Consider the following 23824-nt stretch of genomic DNA (forward strand, 5'->3'; position numbering starts at 1 on the left):
CCACACCGTCTTTCTCACGAGGCTTCGTTCGGGCGTCTGCAAACGCACCATGTAGAGTCCGGCCGGCAGTGACCGGCCCGCGCTCTGCCCGTTCCAACGCACCGGGTGCCGCCCCGCATCGAAGGTCCCTTCCGCGAGCACCGCGACTTCGCGGCCCTGGATGTCGAGGATGCTGAGCCTCACCGGCGTGGGACGAGGGAGTGTGAACGTGATCTGGGCGTGCCCGGGCGCCGGGTTCGGAGAGACCGGACCGAGACTCAGCTCGGCGGCTACTGGATCTCTCACGCCCACCGTGCTCGACGTGGTGAACTTCCACGCCGGCCCGGTCGTCGTGATGCTTCCATCGCTCACCGTGGCATACCACTCGTACTGCGTGCTGGGCGCCAGCCCCGACCACACGAACGCCGTGTTCGACCCCGACGCCACGCTGCTCGACCCGAGCAGCTGGAACGGAGGCAGGTTCGTCATGTTGTAGGTGAGCGTGAAGCGCGAGTCGGCGTCGGTCTCGAACTGGCTGAGCCAGGGCGAATAGGTCTCGACCTCGATGGTGTTGTTGGCGGGCGAGAACGTCATGATCCGGATCCACCCGTTCCCGCCATTGGTGCGGCCCTGATAGTCGGACATCAAGGTGTTGACGGTGACGTTGTTGAAGGTGTCCTGGCGCCGCCCCTCGCCGGGGACGTGGCCGGCCAGCATCAGGAAGAAGTTGGGGTTGTCGCGCAGCGCGTTGTAGGTCGCAGAGCCCTGCGTGCTGAAGGTCGCCGGGTTGCCGGTCCCGCACAGGTTGTGGCTCAGCACGATCCCGCGACGGTTGCTGTGGGTTGCCAGCAGCTGATCGGCCCAGTCCAGGACCGCCTGGTCCGGCGAGGTGTCGTACTCGAGGCTGATGACGATGAAGTCCATCCCGCCGGCGCTGAACAGGTTGTACCAGTTGTCGTTGTTCGCGCCGTAGTGGCCACCGTAGTAGCCCCGGCCCTGGAACCGCGCCTCGCCGAAGTACTGGTTGTAGAAGTTGGTGGCCCCGTCCGCGTCGCCGATCGGCGACTGGTCGTGGTTGCCGACCGTGATGCCATAGGGAATACCGTCCGTCAGCCCGGTGGTCTGCGGATCCTCGATCAGGCTGAAGGCCTGATCCGCGAGCTGCCACTCGATCGGGTCCCCACCGTTGTCGCCGCGCTCGACGCAGTCGCCGAGCGTGGCGACGTAGGCGATGTTGCGCGACGCCCGGTTCGCGGCGATCCAGTTGTTGATGCTCTCGAGGATGGCGATCGTCCCGCCGTTGTCCTCTCCGGTGTAGTACTGCGTGTCGGGCTGGCCGATCAGGGTGAAGTTGGGTCCCGGGGGCCCTCCCGTGAGCGGTCGCCCGTACCAGGTCACGGTGACGTTCTGGCCTTCAGGATCGGAGGCCGAGACGTAGAGCGAGGGTCCGCTCGAGACGCCGGTGGCGTTGTTCGCCGGCACGATGACCGTGGGCTGGGCCGGGGGCAGATTGAACGACAGATCGAACGGCGCCCCGCTCACCCAGGTGTAGTTCACGCCCGTGATCCCGCCGTTGATGGCGGTTCCCGCCGAGCCGTTGACCGCCGTGCCCGACCCTTCGTCGAGAGCCCAGCGCGCGACCAAGCCGCTGGTGGACGCCGCGATCTGCGCGTTCGCGGTGCTCTGAATCTCGGCCTGGGTCCGCACGGTGTTCCAGATCCGCACTTCGTCGAGCACGCCGTCGAAGAACCCCTGCGCGGTCGTGCCGTTGGAACGGAGCGACGAGGCCAGCGCCGCCGGCTGGATGCTCGCCGACTGGCATGCCACGCCCACCGCCAGCGAGGTCTCGAGGTTGCCGTCGAGATACAGCTGCCAGGTGTTTCCGTCGTAGGTGACCGCGGCGTGGTGCCAGACGCCGTTGGCGATGGTGGTTGCGCCGAGGACCGGGTGGTTGGTCCCGTCCACCGCGTCCTCGAAATCGGCCATCAGGCGATCCGTGGCATCGTCGATCCCGAAGAAGTAGTTCATGTTCAGGTTGGCGGGCGAGTCGCTCTCGGACGTCCCCTTGGTGACCAGCGGAATGGCGGTGGCGATGCCGCCGCTTCCGGTCGTGGTCGTCGTCCCGGTCCCGTCGCGCCGGAACCAGCACTCGACCGTGAACTGCGCCAGATCGAGCGCAGCAGGGTCCCCGAAGGAAACGTAGGTCGAGCCCGCGAAGTCGAGCGCGCTCCCGGTGCTGGCTTGGGTGGTGGCGCACGAAGGCCCCGCGTATCCGGAGGCAGCGGGGCCGTTCTTGGCGCGAACCCGGTAGCAGTACTCGGTCGAAGCGGAGAGAGAGTTGTCGTCGTAGCTGTTCGCGTTGGCCGCGAGGGTGGCCCGCAGGCTGAAGGGCCCGCCGATGCCGGTCGTGGAGCGCTCGACCTCGTAGGCGCTCTCGGTGGAGGCGTTGTCCGTCCACGCGAGATGGATCGAGCTCGACGAGGTCGCGCCTGCGCTCAGCCCGCTGGGGTCGGCAGGAGGCGTCGGCGGCGTGATGTTGAACGGCGCGCCGGCGACCCAGGCGAACCCGGCTCCGGCGACGTTCCCGTTCACCGTGGTCCCGGCCGATCCATTGACCGCTGTTCCGCTTCCTTCGTCCAGCGCCCAGCGGGCGACGAGACCGCTGGTGGGGGCGGTCAGCTCGGTGTTGATCGTGGTCTGGATCTCGGCCTGGGTCCGTGCCACGTTCCATACACGAACTTCATCGACCACACCGTTGAAGAAGCCGGAAGCCACGTTGGTCGAGTTGAGCGCGCTCGCCAGCGCCACCGCCACGTTGCTGGCCGCCGCGGGGGGCTGCCCCACGGCGAGCTGAGCATCGAGCGCACCGTCGATGTAGAGCTTCCACGTTCCGTCATAGGTCGCCGCGACGTGGTGCCAGACACCGTTCCCGATGACCGTGCTCCCCTCGATCGGATGGTTCTGGCTCGGGGCCGCGCCACCCGCCCCTTCCTCGAAGTCGGCGCACAGCACGCCGCTCGATGCCCGGATTCCGAACAAATAGTTGACGTCCACCGCCGCGGCTTCGGTCTCCGCCCGTCCGCGCGTCAGCAGTGGAATCGCGTCGGGGATGCCCCCGCTTCCGGTGTCGGTGCCGACGCCGGCGCCGTCCTGCCGCATCCACATCTCGAGCGTGAACGATGTCAGATGGAGCGACGCGGGGTTGCCGAAGTTCACGTAGGCGTTGGTGCCGGCGAAGTCGAGGGCGAAGGTGGACACTGCCGTCGTCATCGCGCACGAAGGGCCGGCATAGGACGAGGGACCGGCGCCGTTCACCGCGCGCACCCGGTAGCAGTACTCGGTCGAAGCGGTGAGGCCGTTGTCAGGATAGGCGACGGTGTTGGCCGGCACGGTCACGAGCGGCGTGAAGGGCCCGCCGCTGCCCGTCGTGGAGCGCTCGATCTCGAAGCCGGTCTCGTCATTGGAGGCATCGGTCCAGGTCAGATTGATCTGCGAGGCGCCGCTTGCCACGGCCGCGAGCCCGGTGGGTGGGCTGGGCGGCGAGGGGAGGGTGGCGTTGAAGGGCGCCGGGCCCGCCCAGCTCCAGTTGCTCCCCGTAATCGTGCCGTTGATCGCCGTTCCCGCGGTGCTCGAGACGGTGATCTGGGCGTCTTCGTCCAGTCCCCAGCGTGCGACGAGCCCGCTGGTCGGAGCCGCGAGCTTGCTGTTCATCGAGCCCTGGATCTCGGCCTGAGTGCGCGCGACGCTCCAGACGCGAGCCTCGTCGAGCGCGCCGTTGAAGAACCCTTCGGCGGTGCCGATCGATTCGAGACCGCTGGCCAGCGAAGCGAGCTGGTTGCCTGCGGCGGCGGCCGGCTGACCGACGGTGAGCTGCGCCTCGAGCGAGCCATTCAGATAGAGGCGCCACTCGTTCCCATCGTAGGTCGCCGCGGCGTGGTACCACACCCCGTTCGCGATCGGCGTGACCCCGAACACCGGGTGGTTCTGGCTCGGCGCCGCACCCGCGGCGCCCTCCTCGAGGTCCGCTGCCAGCACATTGTCGGAGGAGCGAATCCCGAGGTAGTAGTTCATGTCGACGGCGGGGTTCTCGCTTTCGCCCGTGCCGCGGGCGACGAGCGGGACTCCATCGAACCCACCGGTTCCGGTGGTGCTCGCCGTGCCAGCCCCGTCGCGACGGAACCAGGTCTCGACCGTGAAGTTGGCCAGATGCAGTTCGGCCGGATTTCCGAACGTCACGTAGGCGTTCGTGCCACCGAAGCGCAGACCCGACTCGGCCGAGAGCGCGAGCGGCGAGTCGGTGGTCCATAGCGGAGTCCCGATGAGCGTGCCATTCACGCTGCCGGCGATCGAGTTGCCGGCGTTGGCGCCGGTGCCTTCGTTCAAACCCCAGCGACCGATCAACCCCGAGCCGGCGAGCACTTCGGCGTTGTAGCTGTCGAGGATCTGCTGGTCGGTCCGCGCCACGTTCCAGATGCGCGCTTCGTCGACGATGCCCTGGAAGAAGCCCGCAGCCACGCCGGTCGAAGTCATCGCCGTGCCGAGTGCCGCGTGCTGAATGCTGGTCGAGGCCGGGGCGATTCCCACGGCGAGCGTCGTGTCGTTCTCGATCGCCCCATTCAGGTAGAGCACGTAACGCCGGGTGGCGGCGTCGAAGGTCACCGCGGCGTGGTACCAAACGTCGTTGGTGATCGTCGTGATCTCACCGCCCAGTGGACGGTTGGGGCCAGAGGGTTCCTCGAAGTCCGCGGCGATCCGGCCGTCCGACCGGATGCCGAGGAAGTAGTTCATGTTGAGGTTGGCGGGAGTCTCGCCTTCGCCTCGGCCTTTGGTGAGGAGCGGGACGATGCTGGCCCAGCCGCCCGTCCCGGTGCTGGTCGATCCGCCCGCACCCGTCCGTTTGAATCGAACTTCGACCGTGAAGCTCGAGGCACCGAGACTCGCGGCCGTGCCGAACGTCACGTACTGAGTCGAGCCGTTCAGCTGGAGCGCTTGCTGACTCTGGGCGTGTGCCGGGAACACGTGAATGGTCAACGTCGTCAGTGACAATGCTGCGGCGGCCATCCAGGGCATGACGGCCTGGACGCGATGGATCGCGCGAACCATGGAGCGGCCTCCTTGGGGAGAGGTCATGTTGTCGTGGCGAGAGAGGCGTCTGGAAGGACAGCCACAGGGGGCGAGGATTCTGTCAACCCACCCCCACTGCAGCAAGGAGAATCCTGTCAGCGCGAGCGAATTGATCCTATGGGACGGAAGGATGAGGCGGAGTGGGCCAAAAGGAGGGCATCGAGCTCTCTGCAACGCGAGGACGAGAGGATCAGTGCCTAGCGCTTGTCTCGCTTCGGGACGAATCCAGTGCGCTTGACTTCGAAGATGCTCCCCTCGACTCTTGCTATCCCGGTCGATGGCCGGGTGAGCCCATGAAAACGACTCTCCGGAACTTCGCTCTCGCGGCACTGCTCGCGACCTCTGCTTCCTGCGCCGTCGGGAACACCGGCGGTCCGCGGCCACCGACGATGCCGGCCGCCCGGGCGGCACTGGCGCCGGAGTACCGCATCTTCTATGACGCCTTGCAGGATTACGGCGACTGGGTGCTGATCGAGCCCTACGGCTACCTCTTCCGCCCCCGCACCTCGTTTCATGACTGGAGGCCGTACCAGGAAGGCTTCTGGGCGCCGACCGACGCGTTCGGTTGGGTGTGGATCTCGAACGAGCCTTTTGGCTGGGCCACCTATCACTACGGTCGCTGGGCCTATGACGAATTCCAGGGCTGGGTGTGGAAGCCGGGGGTCGAATGGGCGCCTTCCTGGGTCGATTGGCGCGCGACGGATCAGTACGTGGGCTGGGCGCCGCTCAGTCCCGGCGGCGGACCACCCAGCGTTCCGGGCGGCGCTTACGTCTTCACCACGGTGGACGCCTTGGGCACCACCGATCTCTCGGCTCGAGTGAAAAAGCAGAACGAGCTCGGTGCGGTCGTCGCCGGAGCGAGGCCGGTGTCCGAGACGGTCGTGGTCAATGGCGTGAGGGCCCCGGCGGGACCGTCGGTGCAACGCATCGAGCAAGCTCTCGGGCAGCGCTTCCAGCGGGTTCGAATCGATGACGCACTCACGCAGAAGCCGGTCAGCGCGGACGAGCCGCGCGCGAACACTGCGTCCCCGTCGTCTCCCACCGTGGACGAGCTGCGCCAGGCCGGCGATCGGACATCGCGCGAAGCGAAAGCCATCAGCGAGCGCGGTGGCCGGCCACCCGCGCGCGTCCCCCTGTTGCGGCCGCAGGTCGATCGTTGGGCGCCCAAGCCCGGGCCCGCGAAACCCGCCACCAAGGACACGACGGCCGGACGCTCCGGGGGCTGATGCCGACGGCGAGCCTGCGCATCAAGGCGCGCGCGCTCGAGCTTGGATTCTCGGCCGCCGGCATCGCTCGCATCGCGCCGCTCGAAGCACAGGCGCGCTACGAAGCCTGGCTCTCGAGTGGGCGCCACGGCGGCATGGCGTGGCTCGCATCGGATCGTCAGCGAACGCGTCGTCGTGACCCAGCTCTCATCCTGCCCGGCGTGCGCTCGGTGGTCTGCGTGGCGCTGGCGCACGAGCCGCAAGCCGACGAGCCGCGGGCGCACCGCGTGGGACGTGTCGCACGCTATGCAGTCGGCGAGGACTACCACCGCGTCATGCGTGGCAAGCTCGCGGGCCTCGAGCTCGAGATCGCACGGCTGCTCCCCGGCGCTCGCACGCTGTGGTACACGGACACCGGCGCCATTCTCGAGCGCGGATGGGCGGAGCGCGCCGGGCTGGGTTGGATCGGCAAGCACTCGGGCCTGCTCTCGTCGACGATCGGCTCGTGGTTCCTGCTGGCGGAAGTGCTCGTCGACCAGGACCTCGAGCCGGACGCGCCACTTGGTCGCGAGCATTGCGGCACCTGCGTCCGCTGCATCGAGGCGTGTCCCACGCGCGCCATCGTCGCTCCGTATCAGGTCGACGCCCGGCTTTGCATCTCCTACCTCACCATCGAGCATCGGGGACCGATCCCTCGCGAGCTGCGCTCCTCGATCGGCGACTGGGTGTTCGGCTGCGACATCTGCCAGGAGGTCTGTCCGTGGAATCGCTTCGCGGTTCCGGCGCGCGACGCCCGGCTGCACGCGCGCGACCTCGAGGGCTGGACTCTCGAGCGACTGCTCGAGATCGACGAGCCGGGCTTCACCGTGCTGTTCGCCGGCAGTCCGATCCGGCGCGCTCGGCGCGAGGGGCTGGCGCGCAACATCTGCGTGGCGCTCGGGAACCGCGGCCGGGCGGAGTCGGCGCCGTCGCTGGCTCGCGCAGCCGCAGGCGACCGCGATCCGGTGGTCCGTTCACATGCGGTATGGGCGCTCGGCCAGATCGGCCGCCGCATTCCAGCCACCGCGGCCGAGCGGACGCTCGTGGAACGCGCGCTCGAGCTCGCGCAGCAGGACTCCTCCGGGGACGTTCGGGAAGAGGCCGCGCTCGCCGGTTCGGCGATGAGAGGCGTCGGTCATCTTGCCGCCGCGGCGCCAGGCTGAAATCGACTATGCTCCCCGAACGAACGCCCGGCGCCACGACCCGTCGGGCCACCCCCGGGCTCGGCTTCGGAGACTCGTCATGAGATGGTTTCGCATTCCATTCGCAGCGCTCGTCGCCGCGGCCGCGCTGGCGCGGGCGGGCGGTACTTCGGCGGCGGAGACCCCGATGCTCAACGTCCCGGTCGAGACCTTCACGTTGAAGAACGGCCTGCGCGTCGTGGTTCACGAGGACCACACGGCCCCGCTGGTGGCGGTGAACGTCTGGTACCACGTCGGCTCTGGCCGCGAGGTCAAGGGGCGCAGCGGCTTCGCTCACCTGTTCGAGCACATGCTCTTCCAGGGCTCCAAGAACGTCGCCGACGACCAGCACTTCTCGATCGTCCAGGACGCCGGCGGAACCGCCAACGGCACCACCAACGCGGACCGCACCAACTACTTCGAGATGGTCCCCTCGAACTACCTGGAGACGGCGCTGTGGCTGGAAGCGGATCGCATGGGCTTCCTGCTTCCATCGCTCAACCAGGAGAAGCTCGACAACCAGCGCGACGTGGTGAAGAACGAGCGCCGTCAGCGCTATGAGAACGCCCCCTACGGCATGGGCTTCGTCCGCCTCGGAGAGATGCTCTTCCCGGCGAGTCATCCGTACCACTGGCCCACCATCGGCTACATGGAGGATCTGAGCGCGGCTTCTCTCGATGACGTGAAGGGCTTCTTCAGTCAATGGTACAGCCCCGACAACGCGTGCCTCGTCGTGGCGGGAGACGTCAAGCCATCCGAGGTGAAGCGCCTCGCCACCCGCTACTTCGGGGACATTCCGAAAGGCCCGGCCCGGCCGCCGCTGCCGCGCACCCCGGCGTCGCTGGCCGCCGATCAGCGCGACGTCATGGAGGACCAGGTCACGCTGCCTCAGATCATGATGGCGTGGCACTCGGCGCCGCTCTGGCACAAGGACGACCCGGTGCTCGACATCCTCTCCAGCATCCTGGGCCAGGGCAAAGCCTCGCGGCTCTACGAGCGGCTGGTCTACAAGGAGCAGGCCGCGCAGACCGTGAGCTCCTTCCAGTTCACTCGCGAGCAGGCGGGCACGTTCCACATCACGGTACAGGCTCGTGAAGGGCATACGCTGAGCGAGATGGAGCGAGCGATTCTCGAGGAGATCACGCGGATGGCGAAGGAGGGGCCGACCGAGCGCGAGCTCACGCAGGCCAAGAACAGCATCGAAGCCGCGGCCGTGCGCGCCGTGGAGACCCTGCTCGGCAAGGCGGACCGCATCAACAGCTACATGACGTATCGAGGGCGCCCGGATCTCTTCAACGAAGAGCTGCAGAACTACCGAAACGTCACCGTCCAGGATGTGCGGCGCGTCGCGGAGGCCTACCTGAGCAAGCCGAGAGTCGTGCTCTCGATCGTGCCCAAGGGCAAGCGCGAGCTGGCCGCCGCGGGGGCCACGCCATGACTCTTCGACCTTTCTGCTTCGCCGCCCTGCTGGTGGTCCTCGTGGGAGGCCAATCGAACATGAGCGTTGCCGACAAGCTCGATCGCAGCAAGAAACCACCGGTGGGACCGGCTCCGGCCCTGGTCGCTCCGAAGGTGGTCAAGCGCCAGCTCACCAACGGCATGGTGGTCTGGATCGCGCGCCGGCCCCAGCTTCCTCAGTCGACGCTCCTGCTCCAGATCCGCGGAGGCTCCTCGCTGGACACGAAGCCTGGCGTCGCCGCGATGACCGCGGCCTTGCTGGACGACGGCACCCAGCGACTCAACGCCCGCGAGTTCGTCAACGCGGTCGAGTACGTGGGAGCGAATCTCAGCGCCTCGGCGAGCGAAGAGCAGACCGTCGTGACGCTGAACACGCTCACCCAGCATCTCGACGAGGCGCTCACGTTGATGGGCGAGATGGTCACCCAGCCGGCGTTCCGCGAGGAAGAGATCGAGCGCGAGCGCAAGGCTCGCCTGCAGTCGCTCAAGCAGCAGAAGGACCAGCCCGTCGTGGTGGCCACCGATGTCTTCCACCGGGTGGTCTTCGGCATGGACCATCCCTACGGCCGGCCGGTCTCGGGCACCGTCCCGAGCGTCGAAGGCATCTCGCGGGATGACCTCCTGCGGTGCTACGACCAGGTCTACCGGCCGAACAACGCCGTGCTGATCGCGGTCGGCGACATCACCGAGCAGGAACTGCTGCCTCGTCTGGAGCGGGTCTTCGGCAGCTGGAAGACCCAGCCGGTCCCCCCGGCGGCGGCCACCGCTCCGGCCCGGCCGAAGGTCTTGCCACTGACCGTCTACCTGGTCGACAAGCCGGGCGCGGCGCAGTCGGAGATCCGCATGGGACAGGTGGGCGCCTCCCGCACGAGTCCGGACTACTACGCGCTCCAGGTCCTGAACCTGATGCTGGGCGGCCAATTCACGTCGCGCGTGAACCTCAACCTGCGCGAGCGCCATGGCTTCACTTATGGCGCGCGCACGGCCTGGGGCTTCCGCCGCGGCGACGGTCCGTTCTACGCATCGGCGGGCGTGTTCACGGCGAAGACCGACAGCTCGCTGACGGAGTTCATGAGGGAGCTGAAGGACGTCCGCGGACCGAGGCCTGCGACCGCGAGCGAGACGGATGCGGCCAAGAACTCGCTGATCCGGGGCTACCCGCGGCGGCTCGAGACCAACGATGGCGTGGCCGGCGTGCTGGCAGACCTGGCCTTCTACGGCCTCGACGAGGCCGAGATCACCGAATACAACCGCCGCATCGGCCAGGTCACTCCGGAGGACGTCACACGGGTCGCAAGCAAGTACATCGATCCGGCGAACCTGGCGGTGGTGGTGGTCGGCGACGTCGCCAAGATCCGGAGCGGTATCGAGGCCCTGGCACTGGGACCGGTCAAGCTCCTCGACGCGGACGCGAAGGAAGTCTCGGCGCCGTAGACCGTGACGTAGACAACTCAGCTCAGCCCTCGAGTCGTGTGCCCTCCACCCAGTCTTCGCCGCCATCCGCGTAGCGTTCCTTCTTCCAGATCGGCACCCCCCGTTTGAGCTCGTCCATGGCCCAGCGGCAGGCGTCGAATGCCGGGCCTCGGTGCGCCGCCGCCACGACGACCACGACGCTGGCTTCGGTGGGCGGCACCACGCCCAGGCGATGGACGATCGTGCACGAGGCCACGTCGAAACGGCGCGTCGTCTCCCGCTCGAGAGCCACGAGCGCCGCGCGGGCCATCGGCTCGTAGGCCTCGTAAGCCAGGGTGGCCACGCGCCGTCCTTCGTGGTGGTCACGGGTCGTTCCCAGGAAGACGGCGAGGGCTCCACACTCCGGCCGAGAAGCCGCCTGGATCAAGGCCGCCACCTCCAGCGGACCCGATACCAGATCAGCCACGGCGAGCGCTCGTTTTCGGTCCTGCGCGGCCCAGCTCCAGGCGGACGATCGGTCGTGTTGGAGAGCGGCGGGCCACTTCGCGAAATCCGGCGGCGAAGAATGCGTCGGCGACGCCCCACCACGCGAAGGCATCCGCCGTCTTCCCCGACGGCGGATCCACCGGATAACCCTCGAGGATTCGCGCGCCGCGGCCGCGGGCCCAGCGAGCCGCATGCTGGAGCATGGCGACAGTCAAGCCGCGACGCCGGTAAGGCCGAGCGACGAAGAAGCAGACCACCGACCAGACCGCACGATCGTCGACGCGCGCCAGAGTGCGGGAGCGATCGAGCCGGACGTAGTCTTCACGCGGCGCCAGCGCGCACCAGGCCGCCGGCTGATCCGCGACGTATCCCAGCAGTCCCGGCGGCGGACCTTGCCGAACCAGGCGCTGCAGGCGGCGGCGGTTGCCTTCGCCGGAGCCGCTGCGGTACTCCGCGGCGAGCAGCCGCGGATACATGCACCAGCATCCCGCGCACGCCCCGCGCGGACCGAACAGGCTCTCGACGTCCTTCCAGCGGTCGGCGGTCGCCGGGACCACACGCAGCCGCGGAGTCGTCCTCGGCGGCGCGGCGCCGCCGCTCACGGGCGGAAGCAACGCCAGCTCGGCGCCGTCAGGGATCTCCTCGTCGGCGCCGGCCAGCTTCTGGTTGAGCGCGACCGCCATGTGGGGACGCAGCGCGGCCAGGCCAGGATGCCTCTTCTCGATCTCGGCCAGCGCTTCACCGACCCGCGCGCCTCGAGGCAGCTCGAGTGTCGCGCGCGCCACGCCGGCGCGCTCCCGCGCCTGAGCGAAGAAGAGAACGTGAACGTGAACGATTGGACGCTCCTCCGGACCAGCCCCTATGCTGGCCGCAATGCACGATCCGAATCAAGACACGGTCGAGGTCTCTTCGGAAGCGCCGCGCGATCCGCACGATCGCATCGACCTGCGTCCGTGGCTCGTCATCGTGACGGTCGCGGGAATTGGCGCTCTGGTCGCGGGTCACGCGGATCTGGCGGGCATGGCCGCCCTGGCGGGACTCTTCGCCGTCGCGCACGCCGCTGATCTCGACCCGCGACGGGACCCGGCCTATCGCTCGGTGGCGTGGATCATCCCCGTGCTGTCCGTCACGACCTTCATCCTGCTCGGCTGGGTCATTTCCGCATCCGATTACACCGGCCGCGCGCGGACGCTCGGCTTGATCATGACGGGACTCGGCGCAGCCGCATCGTTGGCCGCGGCGTTCCGGCCATTCGCCACCGAGCTGGCACGATCGCTCTTCGCCGTTCCGACGCCGTCGCGAGTTCTGCGGCTCGCCGCGCGGCTGGCGATCCTGGGGACGCTGCTGAGCGTTCCCGTCGGACTCGCCTTCCCCATGCTCGCCGATCAACTGCGAGAGAGCGGCGCCACGCTGGTCGGCGGAATCGGTCCGCTGCTGTCGAACCTGGTCGGCCTCGTTCTGCTGGCTTTCGGCAGCGTCGGCTTTCTCGTGCGGCGCAACTGGGCCGAGACCGCGGAGCGGCTCGGGTTGCAGCGTCTCGTGCCACGCCACGCGCTGGTCGTTCTGGTTGGCGTCACCGCCATGCTGCTCATCAACGCCGGCGCCGAGTGGGTGCAGCGGACCTGGTTTCCCGACCTTTGGGCCAGCGACCAGAAGGTCAATCAGATGATCGCCGGCGATCTCACCCGCTCGGAGACACTGGTCCTCGGTCTGAGCGCCGGGTTCGGCGAAGAGATCGCGCTGCGCGGCGCCCTGCAGCCCAAGCTCGGCATCTTCCGCACCTCGGTGCTGTTCGCGATGCTCCACGTCCAGTACTCGTGGTTCGGAATGGTGATCATCGCGCTGCTGGGACTTCTGCTCGGCTGGATCCGTCAGCGGTCCTCGACCAGCGTCGCGATCGCGATCCATGCGCTCTACGACGTGGTTGCAGTGCTGACCCTGAAGAACTGAGCCGCTACTGCAGAATCCCGCCCGGCTCGAGCGCGACCACCTCGGCCTTCACGCCAAGGCCTGACAGCTCGCGGCCAAGCTCTTCGGGAGTCCCGGTCAGCACCGGAAACGTCCCGTAGTGCGAGGGGACGATCCAGCGCACACCGAGCATCCGGGCGGCGATCGCCGCCTCGCGGGGCGCCATCGTATAGTGATCGCCGATCGGCAGCAGGGCGATCTCCGGCTTGTGGATCTCCGCGATCAGAGCCATGTCGGAGAACGCGGCCGTGTCTCCCGCCTGGTAGATCCTGGTGCCGTCCTCGAGGGTGATCACGAAGCCGCAGGCCTCCCCGCCGCATGCCACGATCTGACCATTTTCCTCGATGCCGCTGGTGTGCACGGCGTGCACCATCGAGAAGCGGATGCCGTGGACCGTCTGGGAGCCGCCCTTGTTCATGGGGGCCGTGGTGGTGAGGCCCTTGCCCTGCAGGTAAGCGTGGATCTCGTAGTTGCAGACGATGGCCGGCCGGTGCCGCTTGCCCAGGTTCACTGCGTCGGCCATGTGATCGGCGTGGCCGTGAGTGATGGTCATGACGTCGATGCGCTCGAAAGCCTGGAGATGCTTGGGGCACGCGGGGTTGCTCTCCACCCACGGATCGAGCAGCACCGTCCGCCCTTCACGGGTCTCGAGCCAGAACGAGTTGTGCCCGAGCCAGGTGAGCTTGAAGCCTCGGTCGAGCTTCGGCATCTCCGCCTCCCTGCGCGTGGTTTCCGAGCATAAGTCCGCAAATTGTCGTCGACAAGCCGCGACCGTTGGCGGTCCTGGTCCAGCGCCGATGGTCGGGGAAACAAGGCCGGGCAATGGGTTGAAGATTCCCGTCAACTTTGCCTTGCTCCCAGGGTTCTATTAGCAGATGCTTGACCCGTTCTGTCGTACTCGGTCGGTACGGCAGTCACCGGCAAGCGAAAGTTGATCTCGGCGAACGGTCGCGATTGGAAGTTCGTCGAGTGCTGTCGAGGTTCTGCGCTGCCGAGAGCGGGCGGATGCGGGATCGGGGGACTCCAACGCCCGTTTCGCGTGCAGCGCAGGTTTGGAGCCGCACCTCAACGCGGCTGCCGGTCAAGAGCTCTCGATCGCTCTAGGCGCCCCCTTGTGGGGTCGTCTCTCGCTTCGTGCGAGTGACCAATGTCGAAGCGGGCCGGCGCAAGCCGGCCCGCTCTCTCTTGAGCTCGCGCGGACCTCGTCGGCGCTGTCAGTTTCGCTCACCCTCTCGCCTGGGCTCCGGCCTCAGCACCACCTTGTCCATGCGCTCGCGCGCAAGACGTGAGCGCGCCAGGACACTGTCGAGCTCGAGCAGCTCCAGCTTTTCCGGCGGACTCAGCGGGAGCTCATGACACACCGAATTGACGTAAGCCTCGAACGAGAGACTTCGGCCGCCGCCTTGAAGCGCGAAGCTTTCCGTCCAGGAACGGATCCGCCGATAGCTCTCGTCCAGGGCCAGGCGCTCCATCTGGATCAGCGGGTCGTCGTCATCCAGCGGCTCTTGAGGGACCGGAACCACGCACGCGCAACGGTAGGGGTATTCGCGGGCCGGGCGCTGGATGCGCACCCGCGAGAGGCCTCTCACCCGCATGTCATAGGAGTCGTTGGGCCTCCACGTCACCGCGTCGATGCGCCCCAGGCAACCGATCGGATGGTGTTCCGTGCTGCCGTGGTCGTGGGACCATCCGTGCTGCAGCAAGGCAATCGCGATCAGCCGGTCGGTGGAGAGCGCCTCGCGAACCATCGCGAGATAGCGCAGCTCGAACACGTGGAGCTCCACCACCGCGCACGGGAACAGCACCAGGTCCGGGAGGGGAAATACCGGCACCGGTTTCTTCGGCGCGTGATCCAACGCAGCCTCCCGCGGAAGAGGTGGCTTCCGGCGGAGCAAGGCCGAGGTCAGTCCTCGCCTACGAACTCCAGCAGGTTCTGGATGTGACCGTCGACCTTGACCTTGGGATAGATCTGCGCAACCCGCCCGGTTCGGTCGATGACGAAGGTCGTGCGCTCGATCCCCATGTACTTCTTCCCGTACAGATTCTTCTGTTTGTACACGCCGTACATCTTCGAGACCGACGCGTCCTCGTCGGCCAGAAGAGTGAACGGCAGGTGATGCTTGTCCGTGAAGTGGCGGTGTGACTCGAGCCCGTCGGTGGAAACACCGAGAACGACCACCCCATGCTTCTCGAAATCCGCGTGATGATCGCGGAAGTCACAGGCCTCGCGCGTGCATCCAGGAGTTTCGTCCTTGGGATAGAAGTAGAGGACGACGGTCTTCTTCCCCTTGAACTGCCGGAGCGACACGGGCTCGCCGGAAGTCGAGGGCAGGGTGAAGTCCGGGGCGGGTTTACCGATGACGGGCAGCAAGTGGATGACGTTCCTCCTGGAAGCAGGACCGGGCTCCCTGGGGAGCCCGGTTCCTGGGGCGCACGGCCCCGGGTGAATCCCAGTCCCTTATTTGTGGACCGCCTGCATGGCGATCGCTCGCTCGAGATTCTGCTCGACGACGTTCCAGTCCAGGTTGTTGAAGAACGCCTCGATGTACTTGGCGCGCGCTCGGCCGTAATCGATCCAGTAGGCATGCTCGTAGACGTCGAGCGCCAGGATCGGCGTGGAGTTCCAGATCGGAAACGTGTTCTGCGCGTCGCCGACCGCGGTGGTCAGCGTCTGGAAATCGTGGTCGTAGGCCAGCCACACCCAGCCGCGGGCGGCGAGGCCCGAGGCCTTGAAGTCGGCGAGCCAGGCGTCGTACGAAGGGAAGTCGCGCTTGATCATCTCCATCAGCCGCGTCCCCGGCTGGCCGCCCTTGCCGCCCAGATGGGCGAAATAGATCTCGTGGTTCTTGACGCCGCCGATCGCGAACGAGAGATCGACCCGCAGCCCGCGAAGATCGCTGTAGATCTGGTTGGCCGAGCCGCGATCGACGCCGTTCAACCTCTCCTGGATCTCGTTCACCTTCCCGCAGTAGCCCTTGTAGAGCTCGTAGTGCTCTTCCATGGTGCGCTGCGAGATGCCGTTGAGCTCGCGGATCGACGCGAACTTCTTCGGTTCCACCTTGGGCCAGGGCATTTTCAACCTCCGATGTCGAGGGCGCCGGGAGCGCCCGAGTGTGATCGCCTTTGAGCTGGGCGATTGACGGTAGTCCCGGTTTCCGCCACCTGTCAACGACCCAAGCCGGTGCGGTTTGGCGCCATCTTCCGCGGGTTCGAGCGGCAAAGGAGAGGGGGAAATGACCCTCCCGCGGGTGGACCGGCACACGGACGAGGCCGTCCCGATGGAACGCGAGAGCTTGCTCGAGGCCCGTACAACGCGCATCTGCCGACGTGCTCTCGGCCTGCGCCCCCCTCCTGGCGGCGCTCCCATGGCACGGCCGCTGCAGTAGCGTTCCTCCAACCCCTGTGCACGTACCGACCGCCCACCCTTGATGGAGGAATCGATGCGTCGCACGCATTGGATTCTACCGGCCCTTGCGGCCCTCACTCTGGCCGCGCCACTCGCCGCGAGCGCCCGTCCCCGGGCTCCGATCTCAGGGACGCTCCCGAACCTCATGATCGACCGGACGCGAACCGCTTCCCAGACCATGGTCAACATCCGCAACAACGGTTCGGCGGCTTCGACCACGTGCCACGTACGGATCGTGCTCGAGACTGGAGGCGTCTTCTACTTCGGGATCTGGGGCCTCCAGCCGGGCGAAGCGTGCAGCATGCACCTGCCCTCGCTACAGAAAGGCAAGCCCTACGCGTTCACGATCACGGTCGACTGCGAACGGGAAGTGGCCGAGAGCAACGAAGACGACAACGTGGAGAGCATGCGCTTCATTCCCTGAGCGATTCGTCAGCGACTCTCCACACCGGGCGGCTCGCGAAGCCCGGTGACGTCGGCGAGAAGACCCCGGGCCACCGAATCGAACACGGCCCGAACGCGAGGCAGGCTCTTGTCGCAGCTCGAGTCGTAGATGCGGCACGCCGCGAGCGTGTAACCGCAGCCGCACGTGCAGCGGCGCGTGTTGACCTGGCGCAGGAAGATCTCGCGGCGCTCGGCATCGAGTGAGGCCATCTCCACCTCCGGCAGGTCATCGATCCATCGCGACTTCTCGTCCACCCCGCCGGCCTGGCTGAGCGCCCGCGGGATGGGGTTCGAGGTGTCCGCCGGGACCCCGGAGACAACCGGCTGAGCCGTGGACCGCGGGACCCACTGGCGGATGGCGAGGGCCAGTCCGGCGAGGAGCACCAGGCACGCGATGGCCCCGATCCACTTTCCCACTCGTCTGCCGCCTGTCACGCCGGAGTCCATGCCGCCTTTCGATGCTGGGCGCCGCCGATAGGCCCGCGAGCAAGCTCGCTCGGCGGCGGGCTTTCCGATAGGTTAGCCGGTGCCTGACATCCCAATGAACCGTCCGAGGGTGAGCCCATGAGCTGGATTCGGAGCGCCGACGGCATCGCGACCCCGGAGGCTCCCTCCCGGTCGGATCCGGGTGCGGACATGACGGCCCTGTTCCGGGCGCTCGCACTCGATCCATCCGGGGCGCAGTCGATCGCCGAGCATGCTCGTACCCTGGCGGCCGAACCTACCCCTTTGCCTCTGGCGCAGGCGGAGCTGATTGGCGTGGTCGTGTCGGCCACCAATGGATGCGGGTACTGCGTCGCCCACTACGGGCCGCGGCTGGCCAGGGCGCTCGGCGACGAGCCACTCGCTCGCGCGGTCGCTCGCGACTACCGGGAAGCGAATCTGGCAGCGCGCGACCGCGTGCTGCTCGACTACGCCGTCGCGCTCACCTGTGAGCCATCCGAGCGGAAGGAAGACGACGTCGAGCGCATCCGCGAATACGGGTTCGACGATGCCGCCATCCTCCGGGCGACGCATCTCGCCGCCTACGTGGGATTGCTGAATCGGCTGGCGAGCGGGCTCGGCGTCGCGCTCGAGCCGAACGTCCAGGCCTGGGAATTCGGCGACCAGCGCTGACTCCACGACGTTTTCTCTGGCTGAGCGCCCCGACAATTGGTTTAAACTTTTTGTCCGCGTACGACGATGACCGCCTGTCGATTCACCCCCGCATCGGCCCTTGTGGCCCTTTTTTTCTGGCCTGCAATTTCTTTTGCCCTGAGTGTGCCGGCGGGTTTCGGGATCGACGTCGTCCATCCCCAGGTCAACTTTCCGACCTGCCTGCGCTTCGCTCCGGATGGAAGGCTCTTCTTCACCGAGCTCACCGGGCGCGTGGCCTTCTACCCGACGCTGACGTACCCCACTTCGGTGACGTGGGCGACACTGGCGACGGCGACCGGCGGAGAGCGCGGCGCCCATGGCATCGCCTTCCATCCCGACTTCCCGGACTCGCCCTACGTCTACGTGGTGCACACCGCGCTGAGTCCTGAGAACGACCGGCTGCTGCGCTTCGTGGATCAATTCGGTCAGGGCAAGTCACCGATCATCCTGTTCGAGAATTCGGGAGCCGAAGACTTCCACCATGGCGGGCGTGTCACGTTCGGCCCCGACGGCCAGATCTACCTGACCTATGGCGATCAGCTCGATCCCGCAGCCGCCCAGGTGCTCACCGACCGGCGCGGGAAGATCTTCCGGCTCGGCCGCGGCGGAAAGCCCGCGCCCGGGAATCCGTTCGGCCCAACGAACCCAGCCGTCGTCTATGGCATTCGAAACGTCTACGGCCTCTGCTTCGATCCCCAGGATGGCACCGGCTACTTCACCGACAACGGGCCGGAGTGCGACGACGAGATCAACCTGCTCTCGATCGGGACGAACTACGGCTGGGGTCCGAATGACCTGTGCAACAGCACGCCCAGCGGAGCCCGCGCGCCGCTCGCGTACATCAATCCGACGATCGGGGTGACCGGGTGCTGTGTCTACCGCGGCGGTGTGTATCCGACCCGATATGACGGGGCCTTGTTCTTCACCGCGGTCAACACCGGCCTGGTCTACCGCGCGCGGTTCGCGCCCGGGAGGCCGGATGTGATCGACACGCTCGACGTCTTCGCGGACCTCGACGACAACCTGCTCGACATCACGGTCGGTCCCGACGGTTTCCTGTGGGTTTCGACTCCGACGCGGATCCTGCGGATCACGTACACCTCGCCTGTGATCGGCGTCGGAGATCCGGCCGGCACCGCAGTGGGTCCCAGCCTGCGGATGGGACCCAATCCCTTCCGTTCGAGCGTGTCGATCGAGGTCGAGAACGCCGCGGAGGGAGCTCGCGTCGAAGTCATGGACCTTCAGGGCCGGCGCGTCCAGGACTGGCGCATCGCGTCCAATCGCCGTCTCCAATGGGATGGACGAGACGCGCGGGGTGGCCGGGTTCCTCCCGGGATCTACCTCGTCCGGCTGACCACGGGAAGCCGGCAGATCACGCAGCGGCTGGTCCGCGTCGGGAGCTGATCAGCTCGGAGGATGCGTCGCCGGCGGAGCCGGCACCGCACCGGTCTCGAAGGCCGCCAGCGCGCCTCCGACGCCCGGTCCCGCCTCGTAGCAGAGCACCTCGCCCTGAACGTTGCTGAGGAGAAATCCGCGCAGGAAGTCGAGGTGCCTGAGCTCGGCCTCCGGGTGCGCGCGCTCCACCACTTTCGGATCGCGGATGCGGAGGTCGTCCCATGCGCCCGCGGCCAGGGCCTGGAGCGCATGCTCGTCGAACGCTCGCGCTTCCGGAACCTCACGCTGGAAGGTCCATGCATGGGCGTCGTGCGAGAGCAGACCTCCCACCACGAGGGCCACTTTTTCCGGGCGCGCCTCGAGAACCCGGCGCACGACTCCACCCCAGGTCCTGCACTCCGTCGCGGGACGCGCGGCGATCGAGAGCGGGACCACCGGCAGGCGCAGGCTGCGCATGAGGAAGTGGAGCGGCACGGTCACGCCACTGTCGACCCCCCGCTGCGCAGGTCCCACTCGGACTCCCGCTCTGGCGCCGGCGTCCACCAGAGCGCGCGCGATCGCCGGGTGACCCTGGCAGTCATAGCGCAGCTCGACGCCGAATCCCGGATAGTCGGTGAGCGTGCGATGGCGCCTTCCAATGTCCACCTGAAAGGGTCCGGGTGAAACCCATCGCGCGCTCAGGGCCGCCACGACGTCGGGTCGTTCCTCGGACACGCGGCCGGCCTCCCGAGCCAGCGCTTCGAGCATGGGGGTGCGGTGCCGGCGGTGCTCGTCGAGCACCAGGGTGGGAAGATGGGGAACGAGCCAGGCTCTCGAAGTCAGCATGGCTCAATGATGGCGGATCCGGAACTCTCCGGTCCGCGCCGATTCCCCGGCGCGCGCCGCCGCGCGCTCGTTGCCGGGACCGATCTCGAGACCCTTCTCGGTGGCGGCCACCAGCAGCTCCCCGGGAAGCGGGAACATCACGCGCTCCTCGAGCAGGCGGAATTCCTCGAGGCAATGACCGCCCGACCGCTGGATGAACGCGATGCAGTCCTGCACCACCTGCTCGGGCGTCGACGCCCCCGCGGTGATTCCCACATCACCCGCGATCCACTCCGTTCGGATGTCCTCGGCCGACTCGATGAGAAAAGCCTGGGCGCCGAGCGTCGCGGCGACCTCGACCAGGCGATTCGCGTTGCTGCTGGTGGGAGCACCGACGACGAGGACGACCTTGCAGCGGCGAGCCAGCTCCTTCACCGCGTCCTGCCGGTTCTGCGTCGCGTAGCAGATGTCGGCCTTGGTGGGCTCCCGCATCGCCGGGTACTTGCGCCGCAGCGCCTCGACCATGGCTCGCACGTCGTCCACCGACAGCGTGGTCTGCGAAATGTAGGCGACGCGTGAGGGGTCGGGAAGCTCGAGCGCTTCGACATCGGCCACGTTCTCGACCAGCACGATCGAATCGGGCGCCTCGCCGAGCGTTCCTTCGACCTCCACGTGTCCACGGTGGCCGATGAGCACGATCGAGTAGCCTTCCTTGGCGTAGCGCAGCGCTTCGAGGTGGACTTTCGTCACCAGCGGACACGTGGCATCGAGCGCCCGCAGGCTGCGCTCCCGGGCTTCCTTCCGCACCGCGGGCGAGACGCCGTGGGCCGAGAAGATCACCACGCTCTTCTCGGGGACGCTCGACAGCTCGTCGACGAACACCGCCCCTTTGGCCCTCAGATCCTCGACCACGTGGCGATTGTGCACGATCTCGTGGCGAACGTAGATCGGCGCGCCGTAGACCTGGAGCGCCATCTCGACGATATCGATGGCGCGGTCGACGCCCGCGCAGAACCCGCGCGGCGCGGCGATGAACAACTTGGGGGTCTGGTGACTCATGGTGAGCCCGCTCCGGACGGGCGGTTCGCGACTCTACCGGAACGGCTCGCGGGGCGCCAAGAAGGGGACGCCCTTCAGCGCTTGCGGGGCCCCTTCACCGCGGCGCTGTCGCGCGCTGCCTTGGACGCCACCGCCTGCACACTGTCCGCGATGAACAGAGTCCGCAGAGAGTCCGGCGCGCGGGACCGCAGCACGGCGATCAATGCTTCCACCCGCGCCTGCTCGGCGCGGTCACCGACGAACATCTGCTGGCCGGTCCGGAGCTGCTCGAGCGCTTCCCGGGTGCGTCCTCTTCCGGCCAGAGCCATGCCATAGACCACACGCGGCGCGCCCGATCGGGGAGCGACGCGCAAACCTTCCTGGGCCAGGACGAGCGCTTCGTCGTGGCGTCCCAGGTTCTGGAGCAGCTCCACCGCCGAGAGCCGCGCGGCGTGCTCTTCCGGCGCCGTCTTCAACCACCGCCGGTAGGCGTCGACTGCCTCCTCGTCGCGACCGCTCTCGCGCAGCAGCTGGACTTCGGCGAGATGACCCAGCACGAACGACGAGTCCACCTCGGTCGCGCGACGATACGCCGCCAATGCGCTGTCCGCTCGTCCGGCCCGGCGCTCGAGGTTGCCGAGGTTGAACCAGGTGACCGGATCGCGGGGCGAGCGCCGGAGCGCTTCCTGGTACGCGGTGCGGGCCTCGCGCTCCCGGCCCGAAGCGGCCAGCGCGGCGCCGAGGTCGCGATGCTCCTCGGCGGAAGGCGGCGGCAGGGCGATTGCGCGTCGCAGCGCGCGCTCCGCGTCTTTCGGCCGGCTGGCTTTGAGGTACGCCGCCCCGAGCCCGTGCCATGCCAGCCCGTCCTTTGCGTCGCGCCGCGTCACCAACTCGAGCTGCTGGATCGCGCGCGGCGTGTCGCCGGCACGCGTCAGCGCGATGCCGAGCTCACGCGCGGCGTCGCGATGGTCGGGATGCCGCTCGACTTCGGCCGCGAAGCACTTGACCGCCTCTCCCCACTGCGCGCGCGTGTTGAAGAGGAGACCCATGCGGTAGTTCGCGTCGCGCAGATTGGGATCGATCTTCAGGGCGTTCCGATAGGTGACGATCGCCGCGCCGGGATGGTTCTCGCGCTCGTACTGCCTGGCCTTCTCGAACTGAGCGCGCGCCTGCGTGGCGACATCGCCCACCGTGGTGTCGGCCGGATTGGGGCGGCCCGGAATCAGCACCGGGGCCGGCTCCGACTCGGGCGGACTGCTGTCCGCGCGCGACGGGATCCACAACGTCGGCCCGCTCTTGCCGGTCTGCGCACCGATCGAGGGGGCTTCGGCTCCGGCGGAGAGCAGGATCAGGAGAACGAACCCCATGCCGGAGAGGAAACGGCGAGGCCCCGCCGGCGGCGGGGCCCCATGGATGTGCGACGTGATCAACGACCGGAGAAGCTGGGCTTGCGCTTCTCGACGTAAGCGCTCAGCCCCTCCTTGGCGTCCTCGCTCTGGAAGAGCTGCTGCTGGAGCTCGCGCTCGACCGCCAGGGCGCTCTCGAACGGAATCTCCACGCCGCTCTGCACCGAGCGCTTGATCCGGCCGACCGCCTTCGATGCGCGATGAGGAGGACAGAATCCCTCGGCGTATTTCTGGACCTTCTCGATGAACTCGTCGCTGGTGGCCGTCTCCCAGATCTGGTTGACGATGCCGAGCTCCCGCCCTCGTTCGAAGTCGAAGGTCTCGCCGCTCACCATGAGCTCGATGGCGGTGCTCTTGTTGACCAGCCGCGCCAGTCGCTGGGTGCCTCCGGTGCCCGGGAGCACACCGAGCGAGACTTCGGGAAGTCCGAGCTTGCCGGCTCCCTTGCGGGCAATGCGGAGATCGGCCGCCATCGCGATCTCGAGACCGCCCCCCACGGTGTGGCCGTTGAGCGCCGCGATCACCAGCTTGGGAGTGTGCTCGAGTCGGTTGAGCGTCTCGTTGGCGTGGAGGCAGAAGAAGTACTTGAAGGTCGGGTTCACCGTCTTGAGCATGTTGATGTTGGCGCCGGCGCAGAAGAACTTTTCCCCCGCCCCGCGCAGCACCACGACATGCACGTTCTCGTCGAAGCGCGCCTGCAGGATGGCGTCGTCGAGGTCGCGCATCATCTCGTACGTGTAGGTGTTGGCGGGCGGATCCACGAGCTCGATCCACGCCACCCCGTTCTTGACCCGGTAATCCGCCAGCTTCTTGGCCGTGGTGCTCTCCATTGAGGGGGCCTCTCCGTTTCGCGTCGACGACGAGCGGCCGCTGGGGCCGCGGTGGTTCACAGGAAGATCGCGAGTATAAGGGGATCGGGTACCCGATAAAAAACATTGAACCGCAGCGCCGGGCGGTTCATCGTATATCTACGATAAACGATCCGAGGCTCGACAAACCCTGGGAGAGAGCATGAGCCCAAGCCCGACCGCCCCTGCCCGTGGGGGGAAACGCGGCGCGAGATCAGAAGCCACCGCGAAAGATCTCGACCTGGCCCGGCTGGCCAAGGCGCTCGGTCACCCGGCGCGAGTCGCGATCCTGAAGTTCCTGAGCGCGAGCGGGGAGTGTCAATGTGGCTCGATCGTCGACCAGCTTCCCCTGGCCCAGGCGACGGTGTCCCAGCACTTGAAGGTCCTGAAAGGCGCAGGATTGGTCCGCGGCACGATCGATCCGCCGCGCGTCTGTTACTGCGTGAACCCTGAAGCGGTCCAGCGGCTCAAGACGCTGGTCGAGGAGCTATGA

General features: G+C 67.5%; 21 protein-coding genes. 9 read left to right on the top strand and 12 right to left on the bottom strand.

The window, feature by feature from the left end:
• On the bottom strand, positions 1-5082 hold a 5082-nt coding region (locus VFQ05_13780; protein ID HET9327831.1), incomplete at its 3' end, for a LamG-like jellyroll fold domain-containing protein.
• Between the two features lie 314 nt (positions 5083-5396).
• On the opposite strand from VFQ05_13780, the gene VFQ05_13785 reads away from it, so the two are divergent.
• The 4 genes from VFQ05_13785 (at position 5397) to VFQ05_13800 (ending at position 10420) form a co-directional block, all read left to right on the top strand.
• On the top strand, positions 5397-6329 hold the full coding sequence (locus VFQ05_13785) for a DUF6600 domain-containing protein (protein HET9327832.1): 933 nt from the start codon (positions 5397-5399) through the stop codon (positions 6327-6329).
• Positions 6329-7510 carry a tRNA epoxyqueuosine(34) reductase QueG gene (gene queG, locus VFQ05_13790; GenBank protein HET9327833.1) on the top strand — a complete coding sequence of 394 codons (1182 nt, stop codon included), beginning with the start codon at positions 6329-6331 and terminating at the stop codon, positions 7508-7510. Before VFQ05_13785 ends, queG begins: the two co-directional genes overlap by 1 nt.
• 79 nt (positions 7511-7589) lie before the next feature.
• On the top strand, positions 7590-8966 hold the full coding sequence (locus tag VFQ05_13795; GenBank protein HET9327834.1) for a pitrilysin family protein: 1377 nt from the start codon (positions 7590-7592) through the stop codon (positions 8964-8966).
• On the top strand, positions 8963-10420 hold the full coding sequence (locus tag VFQ05_13800) for a pitrilysin family protein (protein HET9327835.1): 1458 nt from the start codon (positions 8963-8965) through the stop codon (positions 10418-10420). Before VFQ05_13795 ends, VFQ05_13800 begins: the two co-directional genes overlap by 4 nt.
• A 22-nt stretch (positions 10421-10442) precedes the next feature.
• On the opposite strand, the gene VFQ05_13805 is transcribed toward VFQ05_13800, so the two are convergent.
• Together VFQ05_13805 and VFQ05_13810 are read right to left on the bottom strand one after the other, a co-directional pair.
• Positions 10443-10865 carry a molybdenum cofactor biosynthesis protein MoaE gene (locus VFQ05_13805; protein ID HET9327836.1) on the bottom strand — a complete coding sequence of 141 codons (423 nt, stop codon included), beginning with the start codon at positions 10863-10865 and terminating at the stop codon, positions 10443-10445.
• Positions 10858-11760 (bottom strand): GNAT family N-acetyltransferase, encoded by a 903-nt coding sequence (locus VFQ05_13810; GenBank protein ID HET9327837.1) that lies wholly within the window; start codon positions 11758-11760, stop codon positions 10858-10860. The genes VFQ05_13805 and VFQ05_13810 overlap by 8 nt, the downstream gene beginning before the upstream one ends.
• Here VFQ05_13810 and VFQ05_13815 point away from each other — a divergent pair.
• Complete coding sequence (locus tag VFQ05_13815) at positions 11759-12835, top strand: CPBP family intramembrane glutamic endopeptidase (protein HET9327838.1); 1077 nt, start codon at positions 11759-11761, stop codon at positions 12833-12835. The genes VFQ05_13810 and VFQ05_13815 overlap by 2 nt on opposite strands.
• Before the next feature lie 4 nt (positions 12836-12839).
• Here the strand turns inward: VFQ05_13815 and VFQ05_13820 are convergent, their stop codons facing one another.
• The 4 genes from VFQ05_13820 to VFQ05_13835 all read right to left on the bottom strand — a co-directional run bounded on the left by VFQ05_13820 (position 12840) and on the right by VFQ05_13835 (position 15926).
• Positions 12840-13562, bottom strand: a complete 723-nt coding sequence (locus tag VFQ05_13820) for a metal-dependent hydrolase (GenBank protein ID HET9327839.1) — start codon at positions 13560-13562, stop codon at positions 12840-12842.
• 505 nt (positions 13563-14067) lie between these two features.
• Complete coding sequence (locus VFQ05_13825; protein HET9327840.1) at positions 14068-14709, bottom strand: LON peptidase substrate-binding domain-containing protein; 642 nt, start codon at positions 14707-14709, stop codon at positions 14068-14070.
• 47 nt (positions 14710-14756) lie between these two features.
• Complete coding sequence (gene bcp / locus VFQ05_13830) at positions 14757-15224, bottom strand: thioredoxin-dependent thiol peroxidase (GenBank protein ID HET9327841.1); 468 nt, start codon at positions 15222-15224, stop codon at positions 14757-14759.
• Between the two features lie 87 nt (positions 15225-15311).
• Positions 15312-15926, bottom strand: coding sequence for a Fe-Mn family superoxide dismutase (locus tag VFQ05_13835; GenBank protein ID HET9327842.1), 615 nt, complete (start codon positions 15924-15926; stop codon positions 15312-15314).
• A gap of 367 nt (positions 15927-16293) precedes the next feature.
• Here VFQ05_13835 and VFQ05_13840 point away from each other — a divergent pair, with 367 nt between their 5' ends.
• Positions 16294-16683, top strand: coding sequence for a CARDB domain-containing protein (locus tag VFQ05_13840; protein ID HET9327843.1), 390 nt, complete (start codon positions 16294-16296; stop codon positions 16681-16683).
• 8 nt (positions 16684-16691) lie between these two features.
• On the opposite strand, the gene VFQ05_13845 is transcribed toward VFQ05_13840, so the two are convergent.
• Complete coding sequence (locus VFQ05_13845) at positions 16692-17120, bottom strand: hypothetical protein (GenBank protein HET9327844.1); 429 nt, start codon at positions 17118-17120, stop codon at positions 16692-16694.
• 147 nt (positions 17121-17267) lie between these two features.
• Here VFQ05_13845 and VFQ05_13850 point away from each other — a divergent pair, with 147 nt between their 5' ends.
• Positions 17268-17819 (top strand): peroxidase-related enzyme, encoded by a 552-nt coding sequence (locus VFQ05_13850; protein HET9327845.1) that lies wholly within the window; start codon positions 17268-17270, stop codon positions 17817-17819.
• 144 nt (positions 17820-17963) lie between these two features.
• Positions 17964-19244 (top strand): PQQ-dependent sugar dehydrogenase, encoded by a 1281-nt coding sequence (locus VFQ05_13855; protein ID HET9327846.1) that lies wholly within the window; start codon positions 17964-17966, stop codon positions 19242-19244.
• On the opposite strand, the gene VFQ05_13860 is transcribed toward VFQ05_13855, so the two are convergent.
• From VFQ05_13860 to VFQ05_13875, 4 genes are all read right to left on the bottom strand, one after another.
• The gene (locus VFQ05_13860) at positions 19245-20060 is read right to left on the bottom strand and encodes a hypothetical protein (GenBank protein ID HET9327847.1); all 816 of its coding nucleotides are present in this window, start codon (positions 20058-20060) and stop codon (positions 19245-19247) included.
• A 3-nt stretch (positions 20061-20063) separates the two neighbouring features.
• On the bottom strand, positions 20064-21098 hold the full coding sequence (gene ispH / locus VFQ05_13865; protein HET9327848.1) for a 4-hydroxy-3-methylbut-2-enyl diphosphate reductase: 1035 nt from the start codon (positions 21096-21098) through the stop codon (positions 20064-20066).
• A 74-nt stretch (positions 21099-21172) separates the two neighbouring features.
• A complete protein-coding gene (locus tag VFQ05_13870) occupies positions 21173-22507 on the bottom strand; it encodes a tetratricopeptide repeat protein (GenBank protein HET9327849.1) in 1335 nt (444 codons plus the stop codon).
• The gene (locus tag VFQ05_13875) at positions 22504-23313 is read right to left on the bottom strand and encodes an enoyl-CoA hydratase/isomerase family protein (GenBank protein ID HET9327850.1); all 810 of its coding nucleotides are present in this window, start codon (positions 23311-23313) and stop codon (positions 22504-22506) included. The genes VFQ05_13870 and VFQ05_13875 overlap by 4 nt, the downstream gene beginning before the upstream one ends.
• A 181-nt stretch (positions 23314-23494) precedes the next feature.
• Here VFQ05_13875 and VFQ05_13880 point away from each other — a divergent pair, with 181 nt between their 5' ends.
• Complete coding sequence (locus VFQ05_13880; protein ID HET9327851.1) at positions 23495-23824, top strand: metalloregulator ArsR/SmtB family transcription factor; 330 nt, start codon at positions 23495-23497, stop codon at positions 23822-23824.

The organism is Candidatus Eisenbacteria bacterium (assembly GCA_035712145.1).
GTDB lineage: Bacteria > Eisenbacteria > RBG-16-71-46 > RBG-16-71-46 > RBG-16-71-46 > DASTBI01.